At 61.9% G+C, this 21,706-nt stretch carries 20 protein-coding genes; 11 read left to right on the top strand and 9 right to left on the bottom strand.

The features are described from left to right. Positions 1-6: 6 nt before the first annotated feature. The 3 genes from LQ215_RS02975 to LQ215_RS02965 are packed head-to-tail and all read right to left on the bottom strand — an operon-like array spanning position 7 to position 2,737. Positions 7-879, bottom strand: a complete 873-nt coding sequence (locus LQ215_RS02975; RefSeq protein WP_230147361.1) for a rhomboid family intramembrane serine protease — start codon at positions 877-879, stop codon at positions 7-9. Next, positions 876-1,850 carry a metallophosphoesterase gene (locus LQ215_RS02970; protein ID WP_172436021.1) on the bottom strand — a complete coding sequence of 325 codons (975 nt, stop codon included), beginning with the start codon at positions 1,848-1,850 and terminating at the stop codon, positions 876-878. The genes LQ215_RS02975 and LQ215_RS02970 overlap by 4 nt, the downstream gene beginning before the upstream one ends. Next, positions 1,847-2,737 (bottom strand): NAD(+) kinase, encoded by an 891-nt coding sequence (locus LQ215_RS02965; protein ID WP_003202709.1) that lies wholly within the window; start codon positions 2,735-2,737, stop codon positions 1,847-1,849. Before LQ215_RS02965 ends, LQ215_RS02970 begins: the two co-directional genes overlap by 4 nt. A 105-nt stretch (positions 2,738-2,842) precedes the next feature. Here LQ215_RS02965 and LQ215_RS02960 point away from each other — a divergent pair, with 105 nt between their 5' ends. Then, the gene (locus LQ215_RS02960; protein WP_230147360.1) at positions 2,843-3,811 is read left to right on the top strand and encodes a DUF1853 family protein; all 969 of its coding nucleotides are present in this window, start codon (positions 2,843-2,845) and stop codon (positions 3,809-3,811) included. 121 nt (positions 3,812-3,932) lie between these two features. On the opposite strand, the gene LQ215_RS02955 is transcribed toward LQ215_RS02960, so the two are convergent. Both LQ215_RS02955 and LQ215_RS02950 read right to left on the bottom strand, forming a co-directional pair. After that, the gene (locus LQ215_RS02955; RefSeq protein ID WP_230147359.1) at positions 3,933-5,216 is read right to left on the bottom strand and encodes an arsenic transporter; all 1,284 of its coding nucleotides are present in this window, start codon (positions 5,214-5,216) and stop codon (positions 3,933-3,935) included. A 282-nt stretch (positions 5,217-5,498) separates the two neighbouring features. Then, the gene (locus LQ215_RS02950) at positions 5,499-6,056 is read right to left on the bottom strand and encodes an NADPH-dependent FMN reductase (RefSeq protein WP_230147358.1); all 558 of its coding nucleotides are present in this window, start codon (positions 6,054-6,056) and stop codon (positions 5,499-5,501) included. 185 nt (positions 6,057-6,241) lie between these two features. Between LQ215_RS02950 and LQ215_RS02945 the strand changes: the two genes are divergently transcribed. Then, a complete protein-coding gene (locus LQ215_RS02945) occupies positions 6,242-6,505 on the top strand; it encodes a hypothetical protein (protein WP_230147357.1) in 264 nt (87 codons plus the stop codon). Between the two features lie 87 nt (positions 6,506-6,592). Beyond that, on the top strand, positions 6,593-7,486 hold the full coding sequence (locus LQ215_RS02940) for a LysR family transcriptional regulator (RefSeq protein WP_230147356.1): 894 nt from the start codon (positions 6,593-6,595) through the stop codon (positions 7,484-7,486). Here the strand turns inward: LQ215_RS02940 and LQ215_RS02935 are convergent. The 4 genes from LQ215_RS02935 to LQ215_RS02920 all read right to left on the bottom strand — a co-directional run bounded on the left by LQ215_RS02935 (position 7,452) and on the right by LQ215_RS02920 (position 10,679). Beyond that, positions 7,452-8,066: a GNAT family N-acetyltransferase gene (locus tag LQ215_RS02935; RefSeq protein WP_230147355.1), complete on the bottom strand. Its 615-nt coding sequence runs from the start codon at positions 8,064-8,066 to the stop codon at positions 7,452-7,454. The two genes, LQ215_RS02940 and LQ215_RS02935, sit on opposite strands and share 35 nt — an antisense overlap. 330 nt (positions 8,067-8,396) lie before the next feature. Further along, complete coding sequence (dnaQ, locus tag LQ215_RS02930; protein ID WP_230147354.1) at positions 8,397-9,158, bottom strand: DNA polymerase III subunit epsilon; 762 nt, start codon at positions 9,156-9,158, stop codon at positions 8,397-8,399. A gap of 224 nt (positions 9,159-9,382) precedes the next feature. Further along, on the bottom strand, positions 9,383-9,835 hold the full coding sequence (gene rnhA / locus LQ215_RS02925) for a ribonuclease HI (protein WP_058544565.1): 453 nt from the start codon (positions 9,833-9,835) through the stop codon (positions 9,383-9,385). Between the two features lie 85 nt (positions 9,836-9,920). After that, positions 9,921-10,679 carry a class I SAM-dependent methyltransferase gene (locus tag LQ215_RS02920; RefSeq protein ID WP_230147353.1) on the bottom strand — a complete coding sequence of 253 codons (759 nt, stop codon included), beginning with the start codon at positions 10,677-10,679 and terminating at the stop codon, positions 9,921-9,923. A gap of 65 nt (positions 10,680-10,744) precedes the next feature. Here LQ215_RS02920 and gloB point away from each other — a divergent pair, with 65 nt between their 5' ends. The 8 genes from gloB (at position 10,745) to fabI (ending at position 21,548) form a co-directional block, all read left to right on the top strand. After that, positions 10,745-11,512, top strand: coding sequence for a hydroxyacylglutathione hydrolase (gloB, locus tag LQ215_RS02915; protein WP_230147352.1), 768 nt, complete (start codon positions 10,745-10,747; stop codon positions 11,510-11,512). 99 nt (positions 11,513-11,611) lie between these two features. Next, positions 11,612-13,060: a transglycosylase SLT domain-containing protein gene (locus tag LQ215_RS02910; RefSeq protein ID WP_230147351.1), complete on the top strand. Its 1,449-nt coding sequence runs from the start codon at positions 11,612-11,614 to the stop codon at positions 13,058-13,060. Between the two features lie 280 nt (positions 13,061-13,340). Then, complete coding sequence (locus LQ215_RS02905) at positions 13,341-15,173, top strand: extracellular solute-binding protein (RefSeq protein WP_436839554.1); 1,833 nt, start codon at positions 13,341-13,343, stop codon at positions 15,171-15,173. Then, complete coding sequence (locus LQ215_RS02900; protein ID WP_230147350.1) at positions 15,170-17,023, top strand: extracellular solute-binding protein; 1,854 nt, start codon at positions 15,170-15,172, stop codon at positions 17,021-17,023. The genes LQ215_RS02905 and LQ215_RS02900 overlap by 4 nt, the downstream gene beginning before the upstream one ends. Before the next feature lie 4 nt (positions 17,024-17,027). Next, a complete protein-coding gene (locus tag LQ215_RS02895; protein WP_230147349.1) occupies positions 17,028-18,101 on the top strand; it encodes a microcin C ABC transporter permease YejB in 1,074 nt (357 codons plus the stop codon). A 1-nt stretch (position 18,102) separates the two neighbouring features. Beyond that, positions 18,103-19,122 carry an ABC transporter permease gene (locus LQ215_RS02890; protein WP_046062782.1) on the top strand — a complete coding sequence of 340 codons (1,020 nt, stop codon included), beginning with the start codon at positions 18,103-18,105 and terminating at the stop codon, positions 19,120-19,122. Position 19,123: 1 nt separating this feature from the next. Further along, on the top strand, positions 19,124-20,734 hold the full coding sequence (locus LQ215_RS02885; RefSeq protein ID WP_230147348.1) for an ABC transporter ATP-binding protein: 1,611 nt from the start codon (positions 19,124-19,126) through the stop codon (positions 20,732-20,734). Between the two features lie 19 nt (positions 20,735-20,753). Further along, the gene (gene fabI / locus LQ215_RS02880; protein WP_025213267.1) at positions 20,754-21,548 is read left to right on the top strand and encodes an enoyl-ACP reductase FabI; all 795 of its coding nucleotides are present in this window, start codon (positions 20,754-20,756) and stop codon (positions 21,546-21,548) included. The last annotated feature ends 158 nt before the right edge of the window (positions 21,549-21,706 follow it).

The following is a 21,706-nucleotide window of genomic DNA, read 5'->3' as shown; positions in this document are numbered from 1 at the left end:
TGCCGGTCAAAGGGCCATTTTACGGCGAGCGAACAGCCCGCCCAACAAACCCGTGAAGCAGCCGACGAGCAGCCCGCCGACGTGGGCCGCATTGGCGATTTCACCGAAACCGATCAGCGAAACCAGCCCGGACAGGCACAGCAGCAACCACACCAGCATCATCACCAACACCCCGCGGGGCAAGTGATAGGCCGGGTTCGGTGCGAGCAATTGGTAGATCCAGCAATGGCCCAGCAAACCGTACAACACCCCCGACAAGCCGCCGAACAGCGTCGGGCCGCTGAAAAAGTACTGGGCAAAATTGGAGACGAGGCTGAACAGCAGCGTCAGCCCCAACAGGTTGATACCGCCCTGGCGCGCTTCGATCCGCCGTCCCAGTTCCCAGTACCACATGCCATTCATGGCGATGTGCAGGAAGCCGAAGTGGATCAGCATCGGCGTCACCAGGCGCCACCACTGCCCCGCCGCCAGGCTATCGGCCAGCGGCGTGAACTGGATGTAGTCGCCAACGACGCGGAACTCGAGGAAGGTCAGCCAGCGCAGGGTCTCAAGATTCTCCCCCAGCAGGGTGACCGCGCTGACGATCAGGCTCAGCAACAACACCACGGCCGTCACTGGACTGCGCCTCAGTTGCTGGACAAACCCCGCTCGCCGGGACGTACTGCCGGTGTCCGGCAGTGCCAGTTGTTGCTCGGGATCGCCAGCGGGGAAACGTGCGTACAACGAACGCACGTCCTCACTGATTTCATCCGGCACCCAAAGCACCTGTTCGCCCGCCTCTTCGCTGACACGATGGGGCACCTGCATGCGTTGCAGCAGCTTGACGAAGCCGCTCAGGTCCACTGCCAGGGGCAGGCGCAAAACCGCGACGACGCTCATTGCACCACCTCCGGCCGCTCGACATCGACCCAGACGAACTTGTGCGGGTCCAGGCGGGTTTCCTGGTCGAGGCGATAGGCGACCAGCTTGCCGTAGAGCACCGCGCTGTAATCCAGGCAGGCCAGGTTCGGGCGAATGGGCGCGGGTTTGCCGCTGCGCCAATAGTGGCCGACGAACAGCAACGGTTCATGGACGCCATAGCGCAGCAGGTTGTTTTTTTCATCCGGCGACAGCGGCGTGCGGGCCACCGGTTCCGGCAAGGCGTCGGGCTGGAACACGATGTCGCCATAGGTCTGCGGGTTGTCTTCCCAGAACTTGGTGCGGAAAAACGAACGGGTCAGGCCATCGCCACCGGTCAGCGTCAGGCCATGAGGCAGGCGCATGTCCGTGCCACGCAGCAAACGATCGAACACCGTGCAGGCAAAACTGCCCGGTTGCGCCGAGGCCTGGAGGAAATGCTCGTCGACACAACCGTCCGGGAACAGGCCACGCAGCGGTTCGATCAGGCCTGCATCCCAACAGGCATGCACCACCCGGAACCGGCCGGCGTCGACAAACAGCGGCAGCTCGTAGAACCACTTGAGAAAGTCATGCCAGTCGCCGGGATGCTGCTCGAACTGGGTCAGGGTCTCGTTGAGCAGGCGGGCATGGCGCGGCGTGTGCTCGCGCACGTAGCGCTGGCCGCTGCCGGGCAATGCCGGTGTGCTCCAGCCCAGGGCGTTGAACTCGTGGTTGCCCATGATGCACAGCGCCTGGCCGGCCACGACCATGTCGTGGACGATGTGCAGCGCCTCGCGAATCCGCGGGCCACGGTCGATGATGTCCCCCAGGAACACGGCCATGCGCGACGGATGCCGCCAGACCCCGCCCTGCTTGTGGTAACCGAGTCGGTCCAGCAGGTGTTCCAGGGTCAGGGCGCATCCGTGCACGTCACCGATCAAATCGTAACTGCGCGCAGGATCGAGCATCAGTCGCCTCCACCCCCCAACCGACTGCCCCAGCCGAGCTTGGTCCGGCAGACTTCGTAGTAATTGTGATCCAGCGGATGGATCAGGCGCAGCTTCTGCGCTTTCTTGCTGACGGTGATGGTGTCACCCGGCGCGCAGGTGAAATGGTTCTGGCCGTCACAGGACACTTGCGGGTAGATCTGCATATCCTTGGACACGACGATTTTCAGCTCACTGTTGCCATCGACCACAATCGGTCGCCCAGACAAGGTATGGGGGTACATGGGCACAATCACAATAGCGTCGAGCTTGGGGTGCATGATCGGCCCACCGGCCGACAGCGCGTAGGCCGTGGAACCGGTGGGTGTGGCGACGATCAGGCCGTCGGCCTTCTGGCTGCAGACGAACTGGCCGTCGATGTACAGCTCGAATTCGATCATGCGCGTGGATTTGCCGGGGTGCAGCACCACGTCATTGAGAGCATCGCCCTGGCCGATGGCCTCGGCGTGACGACGGACCTCGGCTTGCAGCAGGAAGCGGTTTTCCACCAGGTAGTGGCCGTCCAGCACCTCGGCGACCTTGGTTTCCAGCTCGTCAGGGCGGATATCGGTGAGGAACCCCAGGCTGCCCCGGTTGATCCCCAGCACCGGGATATTGTGCCGCGCCAGGGCCCGCGCGGCCCCCAGCAGGCTGCCGTCGCCGCCGACCACGATCACCATGTCGCAGACCTCGCCCAGCATCTTGCGCGACGACGTCTGCAGGCCATGGCCCGGCAAGACTTCGGCGATGGTATCTTCGAGGATCACATGCAGGTGTCGCTCCAGGAGGAAACGTTTGAGACGGCGAACGGTGTCCAACACCTGCGAACTGCCCAGGCGACCGATGATGCCGATATTGCGAAATTGCTCCATGAGGCTCCTGCGAGGGTCTGCGACGGGCGAAAACCACGATTATGGGCGAAAGCGCTCCATAGACAAAATCCTTTAAGCCTTCGTCGCAGCAGCTATGCTCGCAAAATGATCCTGTTCCCTGAATTGCTGGACTTGCCCCGCCGCCTTCGCCATCCCGAAGTGCGCGACCTCGCGTGGGTGATCATCGCCCCGCCGATGCTCATCGACACGCCCTGGCCCCAGCGCCATCCCCTGGCCGGCAGTGACTGGGTGCAGGCGCCGGGTCAGCTGGAGCATTGGCTGCGACAACTGGACCGTGACAGCTACCCACTGCTGCACTGCCTGTCCCTGGGACGCACGCGTCGCCTGGGCCTGTATTACGAAAGGCTGTGGCAGTTTGCCGTGCAGCACGCCCCGGGCATCGAGCTGATTGCCGCGAACCTGCCGATCCGCCACGAAGGCCATACCCTGGGTGAACTGGACCTGCTGCTGCGCGATCGTGACGGTGTCCATCATCTGGAGTTGGCGATCAAGCTGTACCTCGGCCCGCAGGAAGGCGATGGCCGGGACACCGCGCAGTGGCTCGGGCCGGGTTGCCATGACCGACTCGACCGCAAGCTGACGCATCTGCGCGAACACCAATTGCCCATCTCGGCCCGCCCGGAAAGCCGTGAGGCCCTGGCGGCATTGGGTATCGAGCCTTCAGGCATCGAGCTGTTTCGTTCCGAACTCTGGCTGGGCGGGTATTTGCTGTATCCCTGGCCGGGCCAGGCCGAACCGCCGGCCGGCGCGCACCCCCGGCATTTGCGAGGCAGTTGGCTGCATCAGCGGGATTGGCCTGCATTCGTCGCCCAGCGCCCACCTGGGCGCTGGCAACCCCTGCCCCGCGCCGCCTGGCTGGCCCCGGCGCATTATCCGGCGGAGCAAACCTGGAGCACGGCGCAATTGGACGCTTGGCGGCTGGACCTTGACCCGATGGCGCCGGCGCAGTTGATGGTGCGCCTGACTGAAAATGCCGAGGGGGAGTGGGAAGAAGCTGAGCGGCTATTCCTGGTGGCCGATCTTTGGCCGGATGTGCCGGGCCAAAACAGCTGAGTTTTGGAGTGTCTGCCAGGGCCTCATCGCGAGCAAGCTCGCTCCCACAGGGGAGCACATTCATAGAGGAGAATGCATTCCAATGTGGGAGCGAGCCTGCTCGCGATGAAGCCAACTCGGTCTAGAAGGACAACCGCACAGCCAAAGCCGCCAACGTCACCAACAGCACCGGCACCGTCAGCACGATCCCGACCTTGAAGTAATACCCCCAGCCGATCTGGATGTTCTTGCGCGCCAATACATGCAGCCACAGCAAAGTCGCCAGGCTGCCGATCGGGGTGATTTTCGGGCCCAGGTCGCTGCCGATGACGTTGGCGTAGATCATCGCCTCCTTCACCACCCCGGTGGCCTGGCTGGCATCGATGGACAAGGCGCCGACCAGCACCGTCGGCAGATTGTTCATGGCCGACGAGAGCAACGCCGTCAGTATGCCGGTGCCCATGGCCGCACCCCACACGCCATATTCGGCGAAGCCGTCGAGCCAATGGGCCAGGTAGCCGGTCAGCCCGGCATTGCGCAGGCCATAGACCACCAGGTACATGCCGAGGGAGAAAATCACGATCTGCCACGGCGCTTCCTTCATCACCTTGCGGGTGGAAATCTTGTGGCCGCGGGCCGCGACAGCCAGCAGCAACGCGGCACAGACCGCCGAAATCGCGCTGATGGGGATCCCCAGCGGCTCCAGCGCAAAGCAGCCCAGCAGCAGGATCACCAGCACCGCCCAGCCGGCATAAAACGTTGCCTTGTCATGGATCGCCGTCGCCGGATCGTCCAGTTGATGCGGGTCGTAGTCGCGCGGGATGTCGCGACGAAAGAACCACAGCAAGATCGCCAGGCTGGCCGCCACGCTGACCAGGTTCACCGGCACCATGACCGCCGCATAGCGGTTGAAGCCAATGCCGAAGAAGTCCGCCGAGACGATGTTCACCAGGTTCGACACCACCAGCGGCAGGCTCGCGGAGTCGGCAATGAAGCCGGCGCCCATCACGAAGGCCAGGGTCGCCGCCGGGGAAAACCGCAACGCCAGCAGCATCGAAATCACGATGGGCGTCAGGATCAACGCCGCCCCGTCATTGGCAAACAACGCCGAGACCAGCGCCCCCAGCAGCACCATGAACGCAAACAACTTGCGCCCGCTGCCCTTTCCCCAACGGGCCACGTGCAAGGCCGCCCAGGCGAAGAAGCCGGCCTCGTCCAGCAGCAGGCTGATGATGATCAACGCGACAAATGTACCGGTGGCGTTCCAGATGATCTGCCAGACCAGCGCAATGTCACCGACCTGCACCACCCCGCTCAACAACGCCAGCAGCGCGCCGAGCGTCGCGCTCCAGCCGACGCCAAGCCCCTTGGGCTGCCAGATCACCAACGTAATGGTCAGCAGGAAAATCAACGACGCGATCAGCATGCGCAACAGCCTTGGAAGGAGGATTGAAAAGAGGGAGTCAAACGAAGAACGGCCTGGTGGTGCGAAGGGGCGAATATATGGAAATTCGAATATCCAGTAAAGCGCAGATGAGTTGCCGATGTCGCGAGAGAGGGTTATCCCACCGTGGGAGCAAGGCTTGCCCGCGATGAACGATATCGCGGTTGAGCTGGTAAACCGCGCTGCGGCCATCGCGGGCAAGCCTTGCTCCCACAGGAAATCACTTCGCCACAAAGGTGCTTGGCTTGAAGTGCCAGAGGGGTATCAAGCCTTCTTGTGTTGCTCGACCCACTTGCCGTAGGCATTGATGAACGTTTGCAGGAACGGCCGTACCGACTCCGATAGGTTGCCCGCCTCGTCAAACGCCGTCCCGGCACCGCTCAGGTAGGCTTCCGGCTGTTGCATGCAGGGAACGTCAAGAAATACCAGCGACTGGCGCAAATGATGGTTGGCACCAAAACCCCCGATGGCACCCGGCGAAGCGCTGATCACCGCGCCCGGCTTGCCGCTCAGGCAACTCTGGCCGTAGGGGCGCGAGCCGACGTCGATGGCATTTTTCAACGGCGCCGGTACCGATCGGTTGTATTCAGGCGTGACGAACAACAAAGCGTCGGCCGCGCCCACCTGCTGACGGAAAGTGCTGTAGGCTGCCGGAGGGGAAACATCGATGTCTTCGTTGTAGAGCGGCAACTCGCCGATCTCGATGATCGTCAGCTTGAGGTTGGCTGGCGCCAGGTCAGCCAGTGCCAGCGCGACCTTGCGGTTGATCGATGCCTTGCGCAGGCTGCCCACCAAAACGGCCACTGTGTAGACATTACTCATGAGAGGCTTCTCGACTGTCGGCTCAAAGGAGCCTGTAGTTATAGATGATCGGGGTGACAATTGGACCAGTGGAGCGACGAAAACCCGTCGGCTGGACTATTTTTTTCATGTAGGAAAACTTACCGCGCTTGACCAAGGTCTACAGAACCGCAAATCGAGTGATTTATTTCCAGAGGTTCTAAGCAATGGCAGCAGTACTTGTCGGACAATTTCATGCGCGGGACGCCGAAGGTCGCGTCTATTCGGTGCATGAGTTCCAGGAATCGACCCCGTCGCCCGACGGAAACGGCAAGGAGCCTGTCACCACTTATAAGCTGGCCATCGGTGATCGAGTCAATAAACTCGAAGACGGCAAATTTATGCTGGTGCAATCTCAAATCGAATTGACGCGCGAACCGGAAACGCCACTGCAGGCGCAAACACCCACTGAAACGCAAATCGCGCTGTAACCAATTGGTTATGAGCAGAAGTCATGCCCGGACTTGGGTTAGGATTCAGCCACTCAATGGCTCACCCGCCGAACATGGACTTCTTGCATGCGTTTACGCCACATCGAAGTGATCCAGGCGCTGCTGCAAACCGGCCACCTCGGCACGGCGGCCGAATGGCTGCAACTGCCGGTGGCAGAGGTCGAGGCGATCCTGCGCGATGCCGAGGCCCAGTTGGGCTTCATGCTATTTGCCAGCGTGCGCGGGCGTTTGCAGGCCACCCGGGAAACCCTTGAATTGCGCGACGGCATCACGCGGGTGTACGACACCCTCGAACCCGTGCAGCGCCTGGCCAGCAGCCTGAAACACTATCAGGCGCCGCCCTTGCGCGTTATCTGCACGCCGCCGCTGGCCCAGCAGTTGTTGCCCCAGAGCATCGCCGCCTTGCGTCGCCGCCATCCGGATGCGCCCTGCACCCTCCTCAGCCAACCGACCCGCGACATCGTCCACAGCCTGCTGTTGCGTGAAAGCGACCTGGGGCTGAGCTTGCACGACCCCGAACACCCCGACATCCATTGCCAGATGATCGCCCAGGGCAAGCTGCAATTGCTCGCACCTCACGGCTGGCTGCAACCACGACAGAAATACATTTCGCTCCAGGACCTGGCGGGCCAGCCGTTGGTAGGCCTGGACGGCCATGACCCGCTGAGCCCGGCGTTCGAGCATAAACTGGCGGCGCTGCGTCCGGCGCCGATGATCCAGATCCGCGTCCAGACCCATCAGATGATGCGCGCCATGGTCGAGGCCGGCGAAGGCCTTGCCATCGTCGACCCGTTCACCGCTTCGGGTGCCAAGGGCAGCGGCCTGGACGTCTGCCCGGTATCGCCCGCCATTGCGATTGGCCTCTATGCGTTGAGCCTGAACGGCACGCAGCCCTCACCCACCGTCCAATCGCTGCTGGAACGGATTACGGAACAAGCCGAGGCGTTGCTGAGCCACTGATCGACATGCCCAGCGGATCGTCGAACAGCCGGTACCAGAACAACGCCACTTCGGCGGTATGCCGGTCAATGCCGCGATAGCGCAGGTGATCGATACCGCCAAGCACGTAGCCGCAACGCTCATAGAGCCGGCAGGCACCCAGATTGTTGTTCTGGGTCTCGAGCATGATGCCCGGCAGTTTTTTCTTGCGACTCCAGAACTGGGCGACATCCAGCAATGCCTTGGCCACCCCGTGGCGACGGGCCGGGGCGTGTACCGCCAACTCGTCGATGTGGGCATAGCCATTCCAGTTGGTACTGACCACCAGATGCCCCACGGGCTGGTCGTCGAGATAAGCCATGAAGATCTCGCTGTCCGGGGCATCGCGGAAGCTGCTGAACTCCTCGGGATCGATGCCATAGCACTTGCGATAGGGAACAATGGGGGTCACCGGCCACTGGCTGACAGGACGACCGATCTGCGCCGTCGCGTAGTCGCTGACTTCGAAACTGAAGTCACTGCCCCAGATATAAGCGGCAAAGCCGTCATCGACGACGCGCACCGACAACCCGGGGTGCTTGGGATTCATGACCGGTTGCATACTGGGGAAGGTCCTCATTCCTTGAGGCAACCAACGGCGTGGTGCCATCCATTGCCCTTGTCTTTCAAATCTTCACACATCAAGCGGGATCCGTAGCCTGCCCGTTACCTCAGGTTAGAAGGTCGTGGCGATTGTGGCGAGAAATGGACGATGGATGCAGTGGTTCACACAAGGATTGCCTGGATTATTGTGGCGAGGGAGCTTGCTCCCGCTGGGCTGCGAAGCGGCCCCAAAATCTTGCGGTCGCTACGCAACCGAGCGGGAGCAAGCTCCCTCGCCACAGGTTCTTTTCTTACCTTGAATGAACAGCATGGCTCTCACAGGGTTTCATCAGTGCGAAGCGGCCTGCGACTCGGCCAACTGCGTCCACAATGCCGGAGCACCTGCAGACTTGGCGATGGCTTCCAGACGCGCGGCATGTTCGGCCAGGTCGCTTTCGCTGGCGCGGATAATCCGCGATGGCTGGCGGTCGGCGGGCAAACGCCGGATTTCCGTGGCCTGGTTGCCAGAGCCTTCCCCCGTACCGTTGCCGTCCGAGGCGTTACCGGCCAGGGACAGGCTGGTCTGGCCGCCGGTCATGGTCAGGTAGACGTCGGCCAGGATCTCGGAGTCGAGCAAGGCGCCGTGCAGCTCACGACCGGAGTTGTCGACCCCGTAGCGCTTGCACAAGGCGTCAAGGCTGTTGCGCTGCCCAGGGTGACGTTCCCGGGCCATCATCAGGGTATCGAGGATGGTGCAATGCTGGGTAATGTCAGCCCGGTCGTGCTGGCCCATCAGGGCGAATTCGTTGTTGATGAACCCGACGTCGAACGCCGCGTTATGGATGATCAGCTGCGCGCCCTGGATGAATTCGAAGAACTCATCGGCCACTTCGGCGAAACGCGGCTTGCCCACCAGAAATTCGTTGGTGATGCCGTGCACGCCGATGGCGCCTTCGTCACTTTCGCGATCCGGTTGCAGGTAAACGTGGAAATGGCGACCGGTCAGGCGCCGGCCGATCAGCTCGACACAACCGATTTCAATAATCCGGTGACCATCGGTCACCGGCATGCCGGTGGTTTCGGTATCCAGCACTACAGATCTGTTGGCCATCAGTGTTCAGCTCTCAACGGGCAGTCTTGCAAAAGCGCGGATGTTAACACGCTCATGCGAAGAATTAGCCGGAGACTGCTTTTGTGGCGAGGGAGCTTGCTCGCGCTCGGTTGCGCAGCGACCGCCCCAGGGGCCTGCTTCGCAGTCCAGCGGGAGCAAGCTCCCTCGCCACAAAAGCTCCCGCACCACAGGTGTCATCCTGTGCAGATCCTGACTATGCCCTATCAAGCCTGCTTGTAGCCCCGCACCTCATCGACCCCACGATTGGCCAACTGGTCGGCCCGTTCGTTGCCGTGGTGGCCGATGTGGCCACGTACCCATTTCCAGGTGACATTGTGGCGGTTGACCTGTTCATCCAGCAGCTTCCAGAGGTCGGCGTTTTTTACCGGTTCCTTCGCCGCCGTCTTCCAGCCGCGCTTCTTCCAGTTGGCCATCCACTCGTTGATGCCTTTCATGACGTACTGCGAGTCGGTCACCAGTAGCACATCGCAGGGCCGCTTGAGTTCTTCCAGGCCACGGATGGCGCCCATCAGTTCCATGCGATTGTTGGTGGTATTGGTTTCGCCGCCCCAGAGTTCCTTCTCCACGCCCTTGCACACCAGCAACGCGCCCCAGCCGCCCGGACCGGGGTTGCCCTTGCAGGCGCCATCAGTGAAGAGTTCTACGCTATCGCTCATGCCAATCTATCCAGAAAAAATGCAAAGGCCCGCCGATCGGGCCCGACAACACCCGCTGCCCGATACCGGCAAACCATCGAAAAGGTTACAGCTCTATGTGGCGACGATTGACCTTGGCCATTGGCAAGGGAATCAGCTTGCCCATCGGCTCGCGTCGCACCTGGCGCACTGGGCGCAGCCCGACCGCGATCTTGCGCGCCACCAACAGGTAGAAACCGCCGCCGGACAGCTGCCAGTCACCGGCCTTGCGCTCCCAGCCGGCCAGGCGCGCCTGCCACTTGGGCGACGCAAGCGGCGGACGATAGCACCCGAAGCGGCGTTTCTCCAGCGCAAAGCCCAGCAGGTTGAGCCAGTCGCCGACCCTCGACGCCGAGATGCAACGGGCCTGGCGCAAGGCGTCGTGGGCAAACACATGACGCAAGCCCCAAGCGCTCCAGGGGTTGATGCCGATGATCAACAGGTGCCCGCCGGGGCGTACGCTGCTGGCGGCTTCACGCAACAAGCCGTGGGGCGACAGGCAGAAATCCAGGCCGTGCTGCATGACCACCACGTCGGCGGCGTGCTCGCTCAACGGCCAGGCCTGCTCCTCGCAGACGATTTCCACCCCGGGCAACGGTGCCCCCAGGCGCACGTTGCGCTGGACTTGCGGTGCCGACGGCGGCGTTTGCGCCGAAGGCCCGTAGTGCACCAGGTAGCCGCCGAAGAACCGGCTCAACTCGTCTTCGAGCATGCGCCGTTCTTCTTCCAGCAAAAACTGCCCGACAGGGCCGGACAGCCATTCACGGGCGGCGCTGATCAACGCCAGCCAGTCAGGATCAGCCTGAGCGAACGCTTCATCGGTCATTGCATTCTCCAACGCGTCAGGAAGTTCTAAGATGCGCCTTTGTTTTCCGCTTGGCGAATTCCACGATGATACAGATCAGTGCCCTGCCCGCATTCACCGATAACTACATCTGGTTGTTACAGGACCACGCCACCCAGCGCTGCGCCGTGGTCGACCCGGGTGACGCCGCGCCGGTGCAAGCCTGGCTCGAGGCCCATCCGGACTGGGTCCTGAGCGACATCCTGATCACCCACCATCACCATGATCACGTCGGCGGCGTCCAGGCGCTGAAGACTGCGACGAACGCCACCGTTTACGGCCCGGCCAGCGAAAACATCCCGGCACGGGACAAGGCCCTGCATGACAACGACAAGGTCAGCGTGCTCGGCTGGGACTTCGATGTCTACGCCGTGCCTGGCCATACCCTGGGGCACATCGCCTACTACCACCATGGCCTGCTGTTCTGTGGCGACACCCTGTTCGCCGCCGGTTGCGGCCGGCTCTTCGAAGGCACGCCTGCACAAATGCACCATTCGCTCAGTCGCCTCGCCGCCCTGCCTGAAGATACGCTGGTCTACTGCACCCATGAATATACCCTCAGCAACCTGAAGTTCGCGGCCGCCGTGGAGCCCGGCAACCCGGACATCGCCGCCCGCCTGGAAAAAGTCAGCCGCCAACGCAGCGAAGACATCATGACGCTGCCCTCGACCCTGGCCCTGGAAAAACTCACCAACCCGTTCCTGCGCACGACTGAAACATCTGTTAAACAAAAAGCAGACGAACGGAACGGCCAGCGAAACCAGACGCCGAGTGAGGTTTTTGCGGCCTTGAGGGCTTGGAAAGATACGTTCTAAGGCAGCCATCGATTGATACAAAAATTCTGAAAGGTTGACCTGTTGGGGTGCGCTTCCTAGAATCGGCCGACATTTTTGCCCGGAACTTACTTCCAGCCAATGTCGTCATCTATACGCAGGTCCGTCCAGTCAGACACATTGACCCGCTTGGCTCAAGCCATTGCGGTGGCCGTGTCCGCCACATTGGCGGGCTGCCAGAGCACGAGCCAGCTGCCCCAGACCGACGCGGCGCACACGCCGAATATCGCCGCTCGCGCCAAGCAGAAGCCGGTATGGCTCAGTGAGAAACCCAGCCCCCAAGTGCCCCAGGATGTCTGGGAGCGCATGCGCCAGGGTTTCCAGTTGCAGGAAACGGCCGGCGTCAACCCGCGTATCGAGCAACAGCGCCTGTGGTTCGCTAGCAACCCTTCCTTCATGGAAAACGCCGGTGAGCGCGGCAGCCTGTACATCCATTACATCGTCGAACGCCTCGAAGAGCGCAACATGCCGCTGGAGCTGGCGTTGCTGCCGGTGATCGAGAGTGCCTACAACCCCATGGCCTATTCCCGGGCCAACGCCGTGGGCCTGTGGCAATTCATCCCGTCCACGGGGCGTTACTTCAACCTGCGCCAGACCCGCTTCTATGACGGGCGCCGCGACATCACCGCCTCCACCACGGCCGCCCTGGACTACCTGACGCGCCTGCACGACATGTTCAACGGCGATTGGTTGCTGGCGCTGGCCGCCTACAACGCCGGCGAGGGCACGGTCAGCCGCGCCATCGAGCGCAACGAGAAGCTCGGCCTGCCTACCGACTACTGGAACCTGCCGCTGCCCAGCGAGACCCAGGCCTACGTGCCGAAGTTGCTGGCGCTGTCCCAAGTGGTGCTCTCGCCCGATGCCTATGGCGTGAACCTCAACCCGATCGCCAACGAACCCTATTTCCAGGTCGTCGAGATCAACCAGCGCATGGACCTGTCCAAGGTCGCGGCGGTGGCCAACATCGACGAAGACGAGCTGTTCCAGCTCAACCCGGCCTTCAAGCAGCGCACCACCATCGACGGCCCCCAGCACCTGCTGGTGCCCACGTCCAAGGCCCAGTTGCTGACCGCCAGCCTGTCGACCATGCGCCCCGAAGAGTTGATCAGCCAGCGCCCGCTCAAGCCGGTGTTTGAGACAGCCGACGACAGCGACGTGGAGGGCGCCCGGCGCACCTACCGTGTCAAGCGCGGCGACAACCTCGCCCAGATCGCCAAGGCCAATAACGTCCAGACCAAAGACCTGCAACGCTGGAACAAGCTCAGCGGCAACAAGCTCAAGGTCGGCCAGACCCTGGTGATGCAAGACGCCAAGGCCAGCAAGGCCACTGGCAAGCGCATCAGTACCGTGGTGGCTGCCAATAGCAAGAACCAGAAGAAGCAGACCCAATACAAGGTCAAGCAAGGTGACTCGCTGTACGTCGTCGCCAAGCGCTTCAACGTCGAAATGCAGCACCTCAAGCGCTGGAACCCGCGGATGGGCAAGGCACTCAAGCCTGGGCAGATGCTGACGGTCTATTCCCCGCACTAAGCCCCATCAATGGCTGAAGCGCTTTTTGTGGCGAGGGAGCTTGCTCCCGCTGGGTTGCGAAGCAACCCTGAACCTGGCGCCTCGGTGTGACAGGTGGATTGAGTCTTTGCTTTTGGGGCCGCTTCGCAGCCCAGCGGGAGCAAGCTCCCTCGCCACAAAAGCACTCTCGCCCCGGTTTCGAGTAATCTGAGACGCTTTGGCCCACCGCCTTTTTCCTGCCGATACAAGCTGTTACTGTACAGGCCATAAAAGCCCAAGCCGCCTGGATCGGATCTCAGACTTGATACGTCCCCTCCTCTTGCTCCTGATCAGCCTGGCCTTGAGCTCTCCCGCCAGCGCAACCATCAGCGAAAGCCATGGCTATGCGCAGTTCGGCACGCTCAAGTACCCGGCCAGATTCACCCACTTCGACTGGGTCAACCCGCAAGCGCCCAAGGGCGGTGTCTTGCGAGTGATGGCATTCGGCACCTTCGATACGCTCAATCCCTACACGTTCAAGGGCAGCAGCCCGGTTTCCACACCCAATTTCCTGCAATACGGCATCAATGAGCTGAACGAACCACTGATGGTCGGCACCGGCCAGTACGCACCGTCCGGTGATGAACCGACGTCGAGCTACGGCCTGATCGCCCAGTCGGTGGAATACAGCGAAGACCGCAGTTGGGTGGTGTTCAACCTGCGCCCCGAAGCGCGGTTTCACGATGGCGTGCCCATCACCGCCTATGACGTGGCGTTCTCCTACAGGACGCTGCTCAAGGACGGCCACCCGCAATACCGCACCAACCTGCAGGAAGTGCTGCGGGTCGACATTCTCAACCCGTTGAGAATCCGCTTTGTCTTCAAGCGCGCGGGCAATCCGCTGCTGATCCTGCGCCTGGGTGAACTCCCGGTGTTGCCCCAGCATTACTGGAAAGGCCGCGATTTCAAGGCGACGACCTTCGAACCGCCCCTGGGTAGCGGGCCTTACCGCATCACCAAAGTGCAGCCAGGCCGCCAGCTGGTGTTCGAGCGGGTCAAGGATTACTGGGGCAAGGACCTGCCGGTCAATCGCGGCAAGTACAACTACGACCGCATGGACGTGGAGTTCTATCGTGACAGCGAAGTCGCCTTCGAAGCCTTCAAGGCCGGTGAGTTCGACATCTACATCGAACACCAGGCCAAGAACTGGGCCAACGGCTATGACTTTCCGGCGATCAAGCGCGGCGACGTGATCAAGGCGCAGATTCCCCACCAGATCCCGACCCAGACCCAAGGCCTGTTCATGAACACCCGGCGCGGCACGTTTGCCGAGGTCAAGGTGCGTGAAGCCCTGGGGTTGATGTTCGATTTCGAGTGGACCAACCGCACCCTGTTCAGCGGCGCCTACAAGCGCACCCTCAGCTATTACCCCAACAGTGAGTTTTCCGCCACCGGCCTGCCGGTGGGCCATGAATGGCTGCTGCTCAAGCCGTACCGGGAACAACTGCCGCCCAAACTGCTCACCGAACCCTTCAGCTTGCCCAAGACCGACGGTCGCGGCATCCCGCGGGAAACCTTGCGCAAGGCCCTGGGCCTCTTGAAGGAAGCCGGCTGGAACCTTAACGGCCAGCGCCTGCTCAATGCCGACAGCCAGCCCCTGAGTTTCGAAATCCTGCTGGTGAACCCGAACCTGGAGCGTATCCTGCAGCCCTACGTCGAAAACCTCGCCAGCATCGGCATCCAGGCCCGGCTGCGCACGGTGGACCGCGCCCAGTACAAGCAGCGCCTGGATCAGTTCGACTTCGATATGATCCTGCTGACCTTGAACCAGACCCTCAGCCCGGGCCTCGAGCAATGGCAGTACTTCCACTCCAGCCAGGTCGGGGTCAAGGGCAGCAAGAACTACGCCGGGATCGCCAACCCAGTGGTCGACCATCTGCTGGAAAAACTGCTCGCCGCCCAGACCCGCGACGAACAGGTCGCCGCCGGCAAGGCCCTGGATCGCGTGCTGCTGTGGCAGCATTACTGCATTCCCAACTGGTATCTCAATTATCATCGCCTGGCATACCGCAGCCGGTTCGCCTTCGTCACCACGCCGCCCTACACCCTGGGCCTGAGCGCATGGTGGCTGAAATCTTCGGAGAAAGATCAATGAAGCCTTTACGCGCCCTGCTCCTGCAGGCCAGCAGCCTGTTATTCGCCGGGCTGGCCTGCGCCGCGCCGCAGCATGCCGTGACCTTGTACAACGAGCCGCCGAAGTACCCGGCGAACTTCAAGCATTTCGACTACGTCAACCCGGATGCGCCCAAAGGCGGGATCTTCCGCCAGGGTGGTTTTGGCGGCTTCGACAGCCTCAACCCGTTCATCAGCAAAGGTGTACCGGCCGACGACATCGGCCTGATCTACGACACCCTGGCCAAGCAGGGCCTGGACGAACCGTTCACCGAATATGGCCTGATCGCCGAAAAAATCGAGAAAGCCCCGGACAATGGCTGGGTGCGTTTCTACCTGCGCCCCGAAGCCCGTTTCAACGATGGTCATCCGGTGCGCGCCGAGGACGTGGTCTTCAGTTTCCAGACCCTGACCAAGGACGGCGCGCCGATGTTCCGCGGCTACTACAACGACGTCGCCGACGTCATCGCCGAAGACCCGCTCAAAGTCCTGTTCAAGTTCAAGCACACCAACAATCGTGAACTGCCGTTGATCCTCGGCCAACTGCCGGTATTGCCGAAACACTGGTGGGTCGAGCGCGACTTCAGCAAGGGCAACCTGGAGATCCCCCTGGGCAGCGGTCCCTACAAGGTCGCCGAGGTGAAGGCCGGACGCTCGATCCGCTATGAGCGGGTGAAGGATTACTGGGGCAAGGATCTGCCGGTCAATCGCGGCTTCTATAATTTCGACGTACTGACTACCGACTACTACCGCGACAACACCGTCGCGGTCGAGGCGTTGAAAGCCGGGCAGTTCGATTTCTGGCTGGAAATGACCGCCAAGAATTGGGCCAACGCCTACAACATCCCGGCCGTGACCGAAGGCCGGCTGATCAAGGAACAGATCCCCAACGGCAACCCCACCGGCATGCAGGGTTTTGTCTACAACCTGCGCCGGCCGATCTTCCAGGACGTACGGGTGCGCAAGGCCTTGAGCCTGCTGCTGGACTTCGAATGGACCAACAAGCAGCTATTCAACGGCGCCTACGCCCGCACCCGCAGCTATTTCGAGAATTCGGAAATGGCCGCCACCGGCCTGCCCGGCGACGACGAGCTGAAGATTCTCGAGCCCCTTCGCGGCAAGATTCCCGAGCAGGTCTTCACTGACGCCTTCCAGCCATCGGTGTGCGACGGCAGCGGCATGATTCGCGACCAGCAGCGCAAGGCCTATCAATTGCTGCAAGAAGCCGGCTGGCGCATCGTTGACGACAAGATGGTCGATGGCCAAGGCAAACCGGTGGTACTGGAGTTCCTGCTGGCCCAGACCGAGTTCGAGCGGATACTGCTGCCGTTCAAGCGCAACCTGAGCGACCTGGGCATCGAACTGGTGATCCGCCGGGTGGACGTGTCCCAGTACATCAACCGCGTGCGTTCCCGGGACTTCGACCTGGTGGTGGGCAGCTTCCCGCAATCCAGTTCGCCGGGTAACGAACAGCGCGAATTCTGGATGTCCGCCGCCGCCGACAAGCCCGGCAGCCGCAACACCATGGGCCTCAAGGACCCGGCCGTGGACCAGTTGGTGGAACAACTGATCAACGCCGATTCGCGCCAGAGCCTGGTGGCCCACGCCCGGGCGCTGGATCGGGTGTTGCAATGGGGCTACTACGTGATCCCGAACTGGCACATCAAGACCTGGCGCGTGGCCTACTGGAACCACATCGGCCACCCGAAAATCACGCCAACCTATGACATCGGCACCACCACCTGGTGGGTCAAGCCGGAGGTCAAGCCGGCCGATGAAGTAGAGAAGCAGGTCATCGAGCAGCAAATCGCCGCCCCTGCGAGCGTGGAGTAACGAAATGCTGGCTTATATTTTTCGGCGACTGCTGCTGATCATCCCGACCCTGTTCGGCATTCTGCTGATCAACTTCGTCATCATCCAGGCCGCGCCCGGCGGGCCGGTGGAACAGATGATCGCCAAGCTCGAGGGCTTCGAGGGCGCCACCAGCCGCATTGCCGGCGGCGGTGCCGAAGTGTCGGTGGCCGGCTCCTCCTACCGCGGCGCCCAGGGCCTGGACCCGGGGCTGGTCAAGGAAATCGAGCGCATGTACGGCTTTGACAAGTCGGCACCCGAACGCCTGTGGATCATGATCAAGAACTACGCCCACCTGGACTTCGGCGACAGTTTCTTCCGCGACGCCAAGGTTATCGACCTGATCAAGGAAAAAATGCCGGTGTCCATCTCCCTCGGGTTGTGGAGCACGCTGATCATGTACCTGGTGTCGATCCCGCTGGGGATCGCCAAGGCCACGCGGCACGGCAGCCATTTCGATGTCTGGACCAGCTCGGCCATCATCGTCGGCTACGCGATCCCGTCATTCCTGTTCGCCATCCTGCTGATCGTGGTGTTTGCCGGCGGCAGTTATTTCGACTGGTTCCCCTTGCGCGGGCTGACCTCCAACAACTTCGACCAATTGAGCATGGGCGGCAAAATCCTCGATTATTTCTGGCACCTGGCCTTGCCCGTGACCGCCCTGGTGATCGGCAACTTCGCCACCATGACCCTGCTGACCAAGAACAGCTTCCTCGACGAAATCAACAAGCAATACGTGGTCACCGCCAAGGCCAAGGGCCTGACCCGCCATCGGGTGCTCTACGGCCACGTATTCCGCAACGCCATGCTGCTGGTGATCGCCGGCTTTCCTTCGGCCTTCATCGGGATCTTCTTCACCGGCTCCCTGCTGGTGGAAGTGATCTTCTCCCTCGACGGCCTGGGCCTGATGAGTTTCGAAGCGGCCATCAACCGCGATTACCCGGTGGTGTTCGGCACCCTGTTCATCTTCACCTTGCTGGGGCTGGTGGTGAAGCTGATTGGCGATTTGACCTACACCTTTGTCGATCCGCGCATCGACTTCGAAAGCCGGGAGCATTGAGATGAACCTGTCCCCTCTCAATCGCCGCCGCTTCGAACTGTTCAAGGCCAACAAGCGTGGCTGGTGGTCGCTGTGGCTGTTCCTGATCCTGTTCGGGCTGAGCCTGGGCGCCGAGTTGATCGCCAACGACAAGCCGCTGGTGGTGCATTACGACGACGGCTGGTACTTCCCGGCCCTCAAGCGCTACCCGGAAACCACCTTCGGCGGCGAGTTCCCGCTGGAAGCCAACTACAAGAGTCCCTATATCCGCGAACTGCTGGCGGCCAAGGACGCCTGGGTGCTGTGGGCACCGATTCCGTTCAGCTACCAGAGCATCAACTACGACCTGAAAGTCCCGGCCCCGGCGCCGCCCTCTTCCGTGAACTGGCTGGGCACTGACGACCAAGGGCGCGATGTCCTGGCCCGGGTCATCTATGGCTTTCGCATCTCGGTCCTGTTTGCCCTGACGCTGACCGTGCTCAGCTCGATCATCGGCGTGATCGCCGGCGCGCTGCAGGGCTTCTATGGCGGCTGGGTGGACCTGGCCGGCCAACGTTTCCTGGAGATCTGGTCCGGGTTGCCGGTGCTGTACCTGTTGATCATCCTGGCCAGTTTCGTCCAGCCCAACTTCTGGTGGCTGCTGGGCATCATGTTGCTGTTTTCCTGGATGAGCCTGGTGGATGTGGTCCGCGCCGAGTTCCTGCGCGGGCGCAACCTGGAATACGTGCGCGCCGCCCGGGCGCTGGGCATGCAGAACGGCGCGATCATGTTCCGCCACATCCTGCCCAACGCGATGGTCTCGACCATGACGTTCATGCCGTTCATCCTCACCGGCGCCATCGGCACCCTCACCGCCCTGGACTTCCTCGGCTTTGGCCTGCCGCCCGGCGCGCCGTCCCTCGGCGAGCTGGTGGCCCAGGGCAAATCCAACCTCCAGGCGCCATGGCTGGGCATCAGCGCGTTCGCCGTGCTGGCCCTGATGTTGAGCCTGTTGGTGTTCATCGGCGAGTCCGCTCGCGATGCCTTCGATCCGAGGAAGTAAAATGAACCAGGATAATCTGATCGAAGTGCGCGACCTGGCAGTGGAGTTCATTGTCGGCGAACGCCGCCAGCGTGTGGTCGAGGGGGTCAGCTTCGACATCAAGCGCGGCGAAACCCTGGCCCTGGTGGGTGAAAGCGGCTCGGGCAAATCGGTTACCGCCCATTCGATCCTGCGATTGCTGCCCTACCCGCTGGCCCATCACCCCACCGGGACCATCCAGTACGCCGGCCAGAATCTACTGGGGCTGAAGGAAAAAACCATCCGCCATATCCGCGGCAACCGGATCGCGATGATCTTCCAGGAGCCGATGACGTCCCTCAACCCGCTGCACTGCATTGAAAAACAGATCAATGAAGTGCTCGGCATCCACAAGGGCCTGAGCGGCAAGGTCGCGACCCGCCGGACCCTTGAGTTGCTGGAACTGGTCGGCATTCCCGAGCCCCACAAACGCCTCAAGGCCCTGCCCCATGAGCTGTCCGGCGGCCAGCGCCAGCGGGTGATGATCGCCATGGCCCTGGCCAACGAGCCGGAACTGCTGATCGCCGACGAGCCGACCACCGCGCTGGATGTCACCGTCCAGCTGAAAATCCTCCAATTGCTCAAGGAACTGCAGGCGCGATTGGGCATGTCGCTGCTGCTGATCAGCCACGATTTGAACCTGGTGCGAAGAATTGCACATCGCGTATGTGTCATGCAGCGCGGTTGCATCGTCGAACAGGCATCGTGCGAAGAGTTGTTCCGCGCACCGCAGCATCCGTACACTCGGGAACTGTTGGGCGCCGAACCCAGCGGCACCCCAGCGAGCAATGTCGTCGGCCCGCCGCTGTTGCAGGTCGAGAACCTGAAAGTCTGGTTCCCGATCAAGAAAGGCCTGTTCAAGCGCACGGTAGACTACATCAAGGCCGTGGACGGGATCCGCTTCAGCCTGCCCCAGGGCCAGACCCTGGGCATCGTCGGCGAAAGTGGTTCGGGCAAATCCACCCTGGGGCTGGCAATCCTGCGGTTGATCGGCAGCCAAGGCGGGATCCGTTTTGAAGGCAAGCAGCTGGACAGCCTGACGCAGCAACAGGTCCGGCCGCTACGCCGGGAGATGCAAGTGGTGTTTCAGGACCCGTTTGGCAGCCTGAGCCCACGGATGTGTGTGAGCCAGATCGTCGGCGAAGGCCTGCGGATCCACAAGATCGGCACCGCAGCCGAACAGGAACAAGCGATAATCGCGGCATTGAAGGAGGTAGGCCTGGACCCGGAAACCCGGAACCGCTACCCCCATGAATTTTCCGGAGGGCAACGGCAGCGTATCGCCATTGCCCGGGCCCTGGTGCTCAAGCCGGCGTTGATTCTGCTGGATGAACCGACGTCGGCCCTGGACCGTACCGTGCAACGCCAAGTGGTGGAGCTGTTGCGGTCGTTGCAAACCAAGTACAACCTGACGTACCTGTTTATCAGCCATGATCTGGCTGTCGTCAAAGCGCTGAGCCACCAGTTGATGGTGGTCAAGCATGGCCAAGTGGTCGAACAAGGTGATGCCCGCAGCATATTCGCCGCGCCGCAGCACCCCTATACACAGCAGTTGCTGGAGGCCGCCTTCCTGGCCCCAACAACTGCCGAATAACCTGAAAGAGGAGCAACACATGGGTTTTCTCGCCGGTAAGCGCGTACTGATCGTCGGTGTCGCCAGCAAGCTGTCCATCGCATCCGGCATCGCCGCCGCCATGCATCGCGAGGGCGCTGAGCTTGCCTTCACTTATCAGAACGACAAACTCAAGGGTCGTGTCGAAGAGTTCGCGCAAGGCTGGGGTTCGAGCCCTGAGCTGTGCTTCCCGTGCGACGTGGCCAGCGATGAAGAAATCGCCAAGGTCTTCGAAGCACTGAGCAAGAAGTGGGATGGCCTGGACTGCATCGTGCACTCCGTGGGCTTCGCCCCGGGCGACCAGCTGGACGGCGACTTCACCGAAGCCACCACCCGCGAAGGTTTCCGCATTGCCCACGACATCAGCGCCTACAGCTTCGTGGCCCTGGCCAAGGCCGGTCGCGAAATGATGAAAGGCCGCAACGGCAGCCTGCTGACCCTGTCGTACCTGGGCGCCGAGCGCACCATGCCGAACTACAACGTCATGGGCATGGCCAAGGCTTCCCTGGAAGCCGGCGTCCGTTACCTGGCCGGCTCCCTGGGCCCGGACGGCACCCGCGTCAACTGCGTATCGGCCGGGCCCATCCGCACCCTCGCTGCTTCCGGCATCAAGAACTTCCGCAAGATGCTGGCCGCCAACGAAGCGCAAACCCCGCTGCGTCGCAACGTCACCATCGAAGAAGTCGGCAACGCCGGCGCCTTCCTGTGCTCGGACCTGGCGTCGGGCATCAGCGGTGAAATCATGTACGTGGACGGCGGTTTCAACACCACGGCCATGGGCAACCTCGAAGAGTAATCTTTACGTTGCAGCAAAAACGCCGCTTGCCCTGGAAAGGCCAAGCGGCGTTTTTATTCTCTCACTACAAATCCCCTTGTGGGAGCGAGCCTGCTCGCGATTGCGGTGGGTCAGTTGACATAAATGTTGAGTGTGACTCAGTCATCGCGAGCAGGCTC

Source organism: Pseudomonas brassicacearum, assembly GCF_918698105.1.
In the GTDB taxonomy this organism is placed as follows: Bacteria; Pseudomonadota; Gammaproteobacteria; order Pseudomonadales; family Pseudomonadaceae; genus Aquipseudomonas; species Aquipseudomonas brassicacearum_F.
This window is presented reverse-complemented; position numbering and strand designations above follow the sequence as displayed.

Excerpts from the sequence above, each read along its gene's own strand:
- LQ215_RS02975 (WP_230147361.1), bottom strand. The coding sequence starts at position 879 with ATGAGCGTCGTCGCGGTTTTGCGCCTGCCCCTGGCAGTGGACCTGAGC.
- LQ215_RS02965 (WP_003202709.1), bottom strand. The coding sequence starts at position 2,737 with ATGGAGCAATTTCGCAATATCGGCATCATCGGTCGCCTGGGCAGTTCG.
- LQ215_RS02960 (WP_230147360.1), top strand. The coding sequence starts at position 2,843 with ATGATCCTGTTCCCTGAATTGCTGGACTTGCCCCGCCGCCTTCGCCAT.
- LQ215_RS02955 (WP_230147359.1), bottom strand. The coding sequence starts at position 5,216 with ATGCTGATCGCGTCGTTGATTTTCCTGCTGACCATTACGTTGGTGATC.
- LQ215_RS02950 (WP_230147358.1), bottom strand. The coding sequence starts at position 6,056 with ATGAGTAATGTCTACACAGTGGCCGTTTTGGTGGGCAGCCTGCGCAAG.
- LQ215_RS02945 (WP_230147357.1), top strand. The coding sequence starts at position 6,242 with ATGGCAGCAGTACTTGTCGGACAATTTCATGCGCGGGACGCCGAAGGT.
- LQ215_RS02940 (WP_230147356.1), top strand. The coding sequence starts at position 6,593 with ATGCGTTTACGCCACATCGAAGTGATCCAGGCGCTGCTGCAAACCGGC.
- LQ215_RS02935 (WP_230147355.1), bottom strand. The coding sequence starts at position 8,066 with ATGCAACCGGTCATGAATCCCAAGCACCCCGGGTTGTCGGTGCGCGTC.
- dnaQ (WP_230147354.1), bottom strand. The coding sequence starts at position 9,158 with ATGGCCAACAGATCTGTAGTGCTGGATACCGAAACCACCGGCATGCCG.
- rnhA (WP_058544565.1), bottom strand. The coding sequence starts at position 9,835 with ATGAGCGATAGCGTAGAACTCTTCACTGATGGCGCCTGCAAGGGCAAC.
- LQ215_RS02920 (WP_230147353.1), bottom strand. The coding sequence starts at position 10,679 with ATGACCGATGAAGCGTTCGCTCAGGCTGATCCTGACTGGCTGGCGTTG.
- gloB (WP_230147352.1), top strand. The coding sequence starts at position 10,745 with ATGATACAGATCAGTGCCCTGCCCGCATTCACCGATAACTACATCTGG.
- LQ215_RS02910 (WP_230147351.1), top strand. The coding sequence starts at position 11,612 with ATGTCGTCATCTATACGCAGGTCCGTCCAGTCAGACACATTGACCCGC.
- LQ215_RS02900 (WP_230147350.1), top strand. The coding sequence starts at position 15,170 with ATGAAGCCTTTACGCGCCCTGCTCCTGCAGGCCAGCAGCCTGTTATTC.
- LQ215_RS02895 (WP_230147349.1), top strand. The coding sequence starts at position 17,028 with ATGCTGGCTTATATTTTTCGGCGACTGCTGCTGATCATCCCGACCCTG.
- LQ215_RS02890 (WP_046062782.1), top strand. The coding sequence starts at position 18,103 with ATGAACCTGTCCCCTCTCAATCGCCGCCGCTTCGAACTGTTCAAGGCC.
- LQ215_RS02885 (WP_230147348.1), top strand. The coding sequence starts at position 19,124 with ATGAACCAGGATAATCTGATCGAAGTGCGCGACCTGGCAGTGGAGTTC.
- fabI (WP_025213267.1), top strand. The coding sequence starts at position 20,754 with ATGGGTTTTCTCGCCGGTAAGCGCGTACTGATCGTCGGTGTCGCCAGC.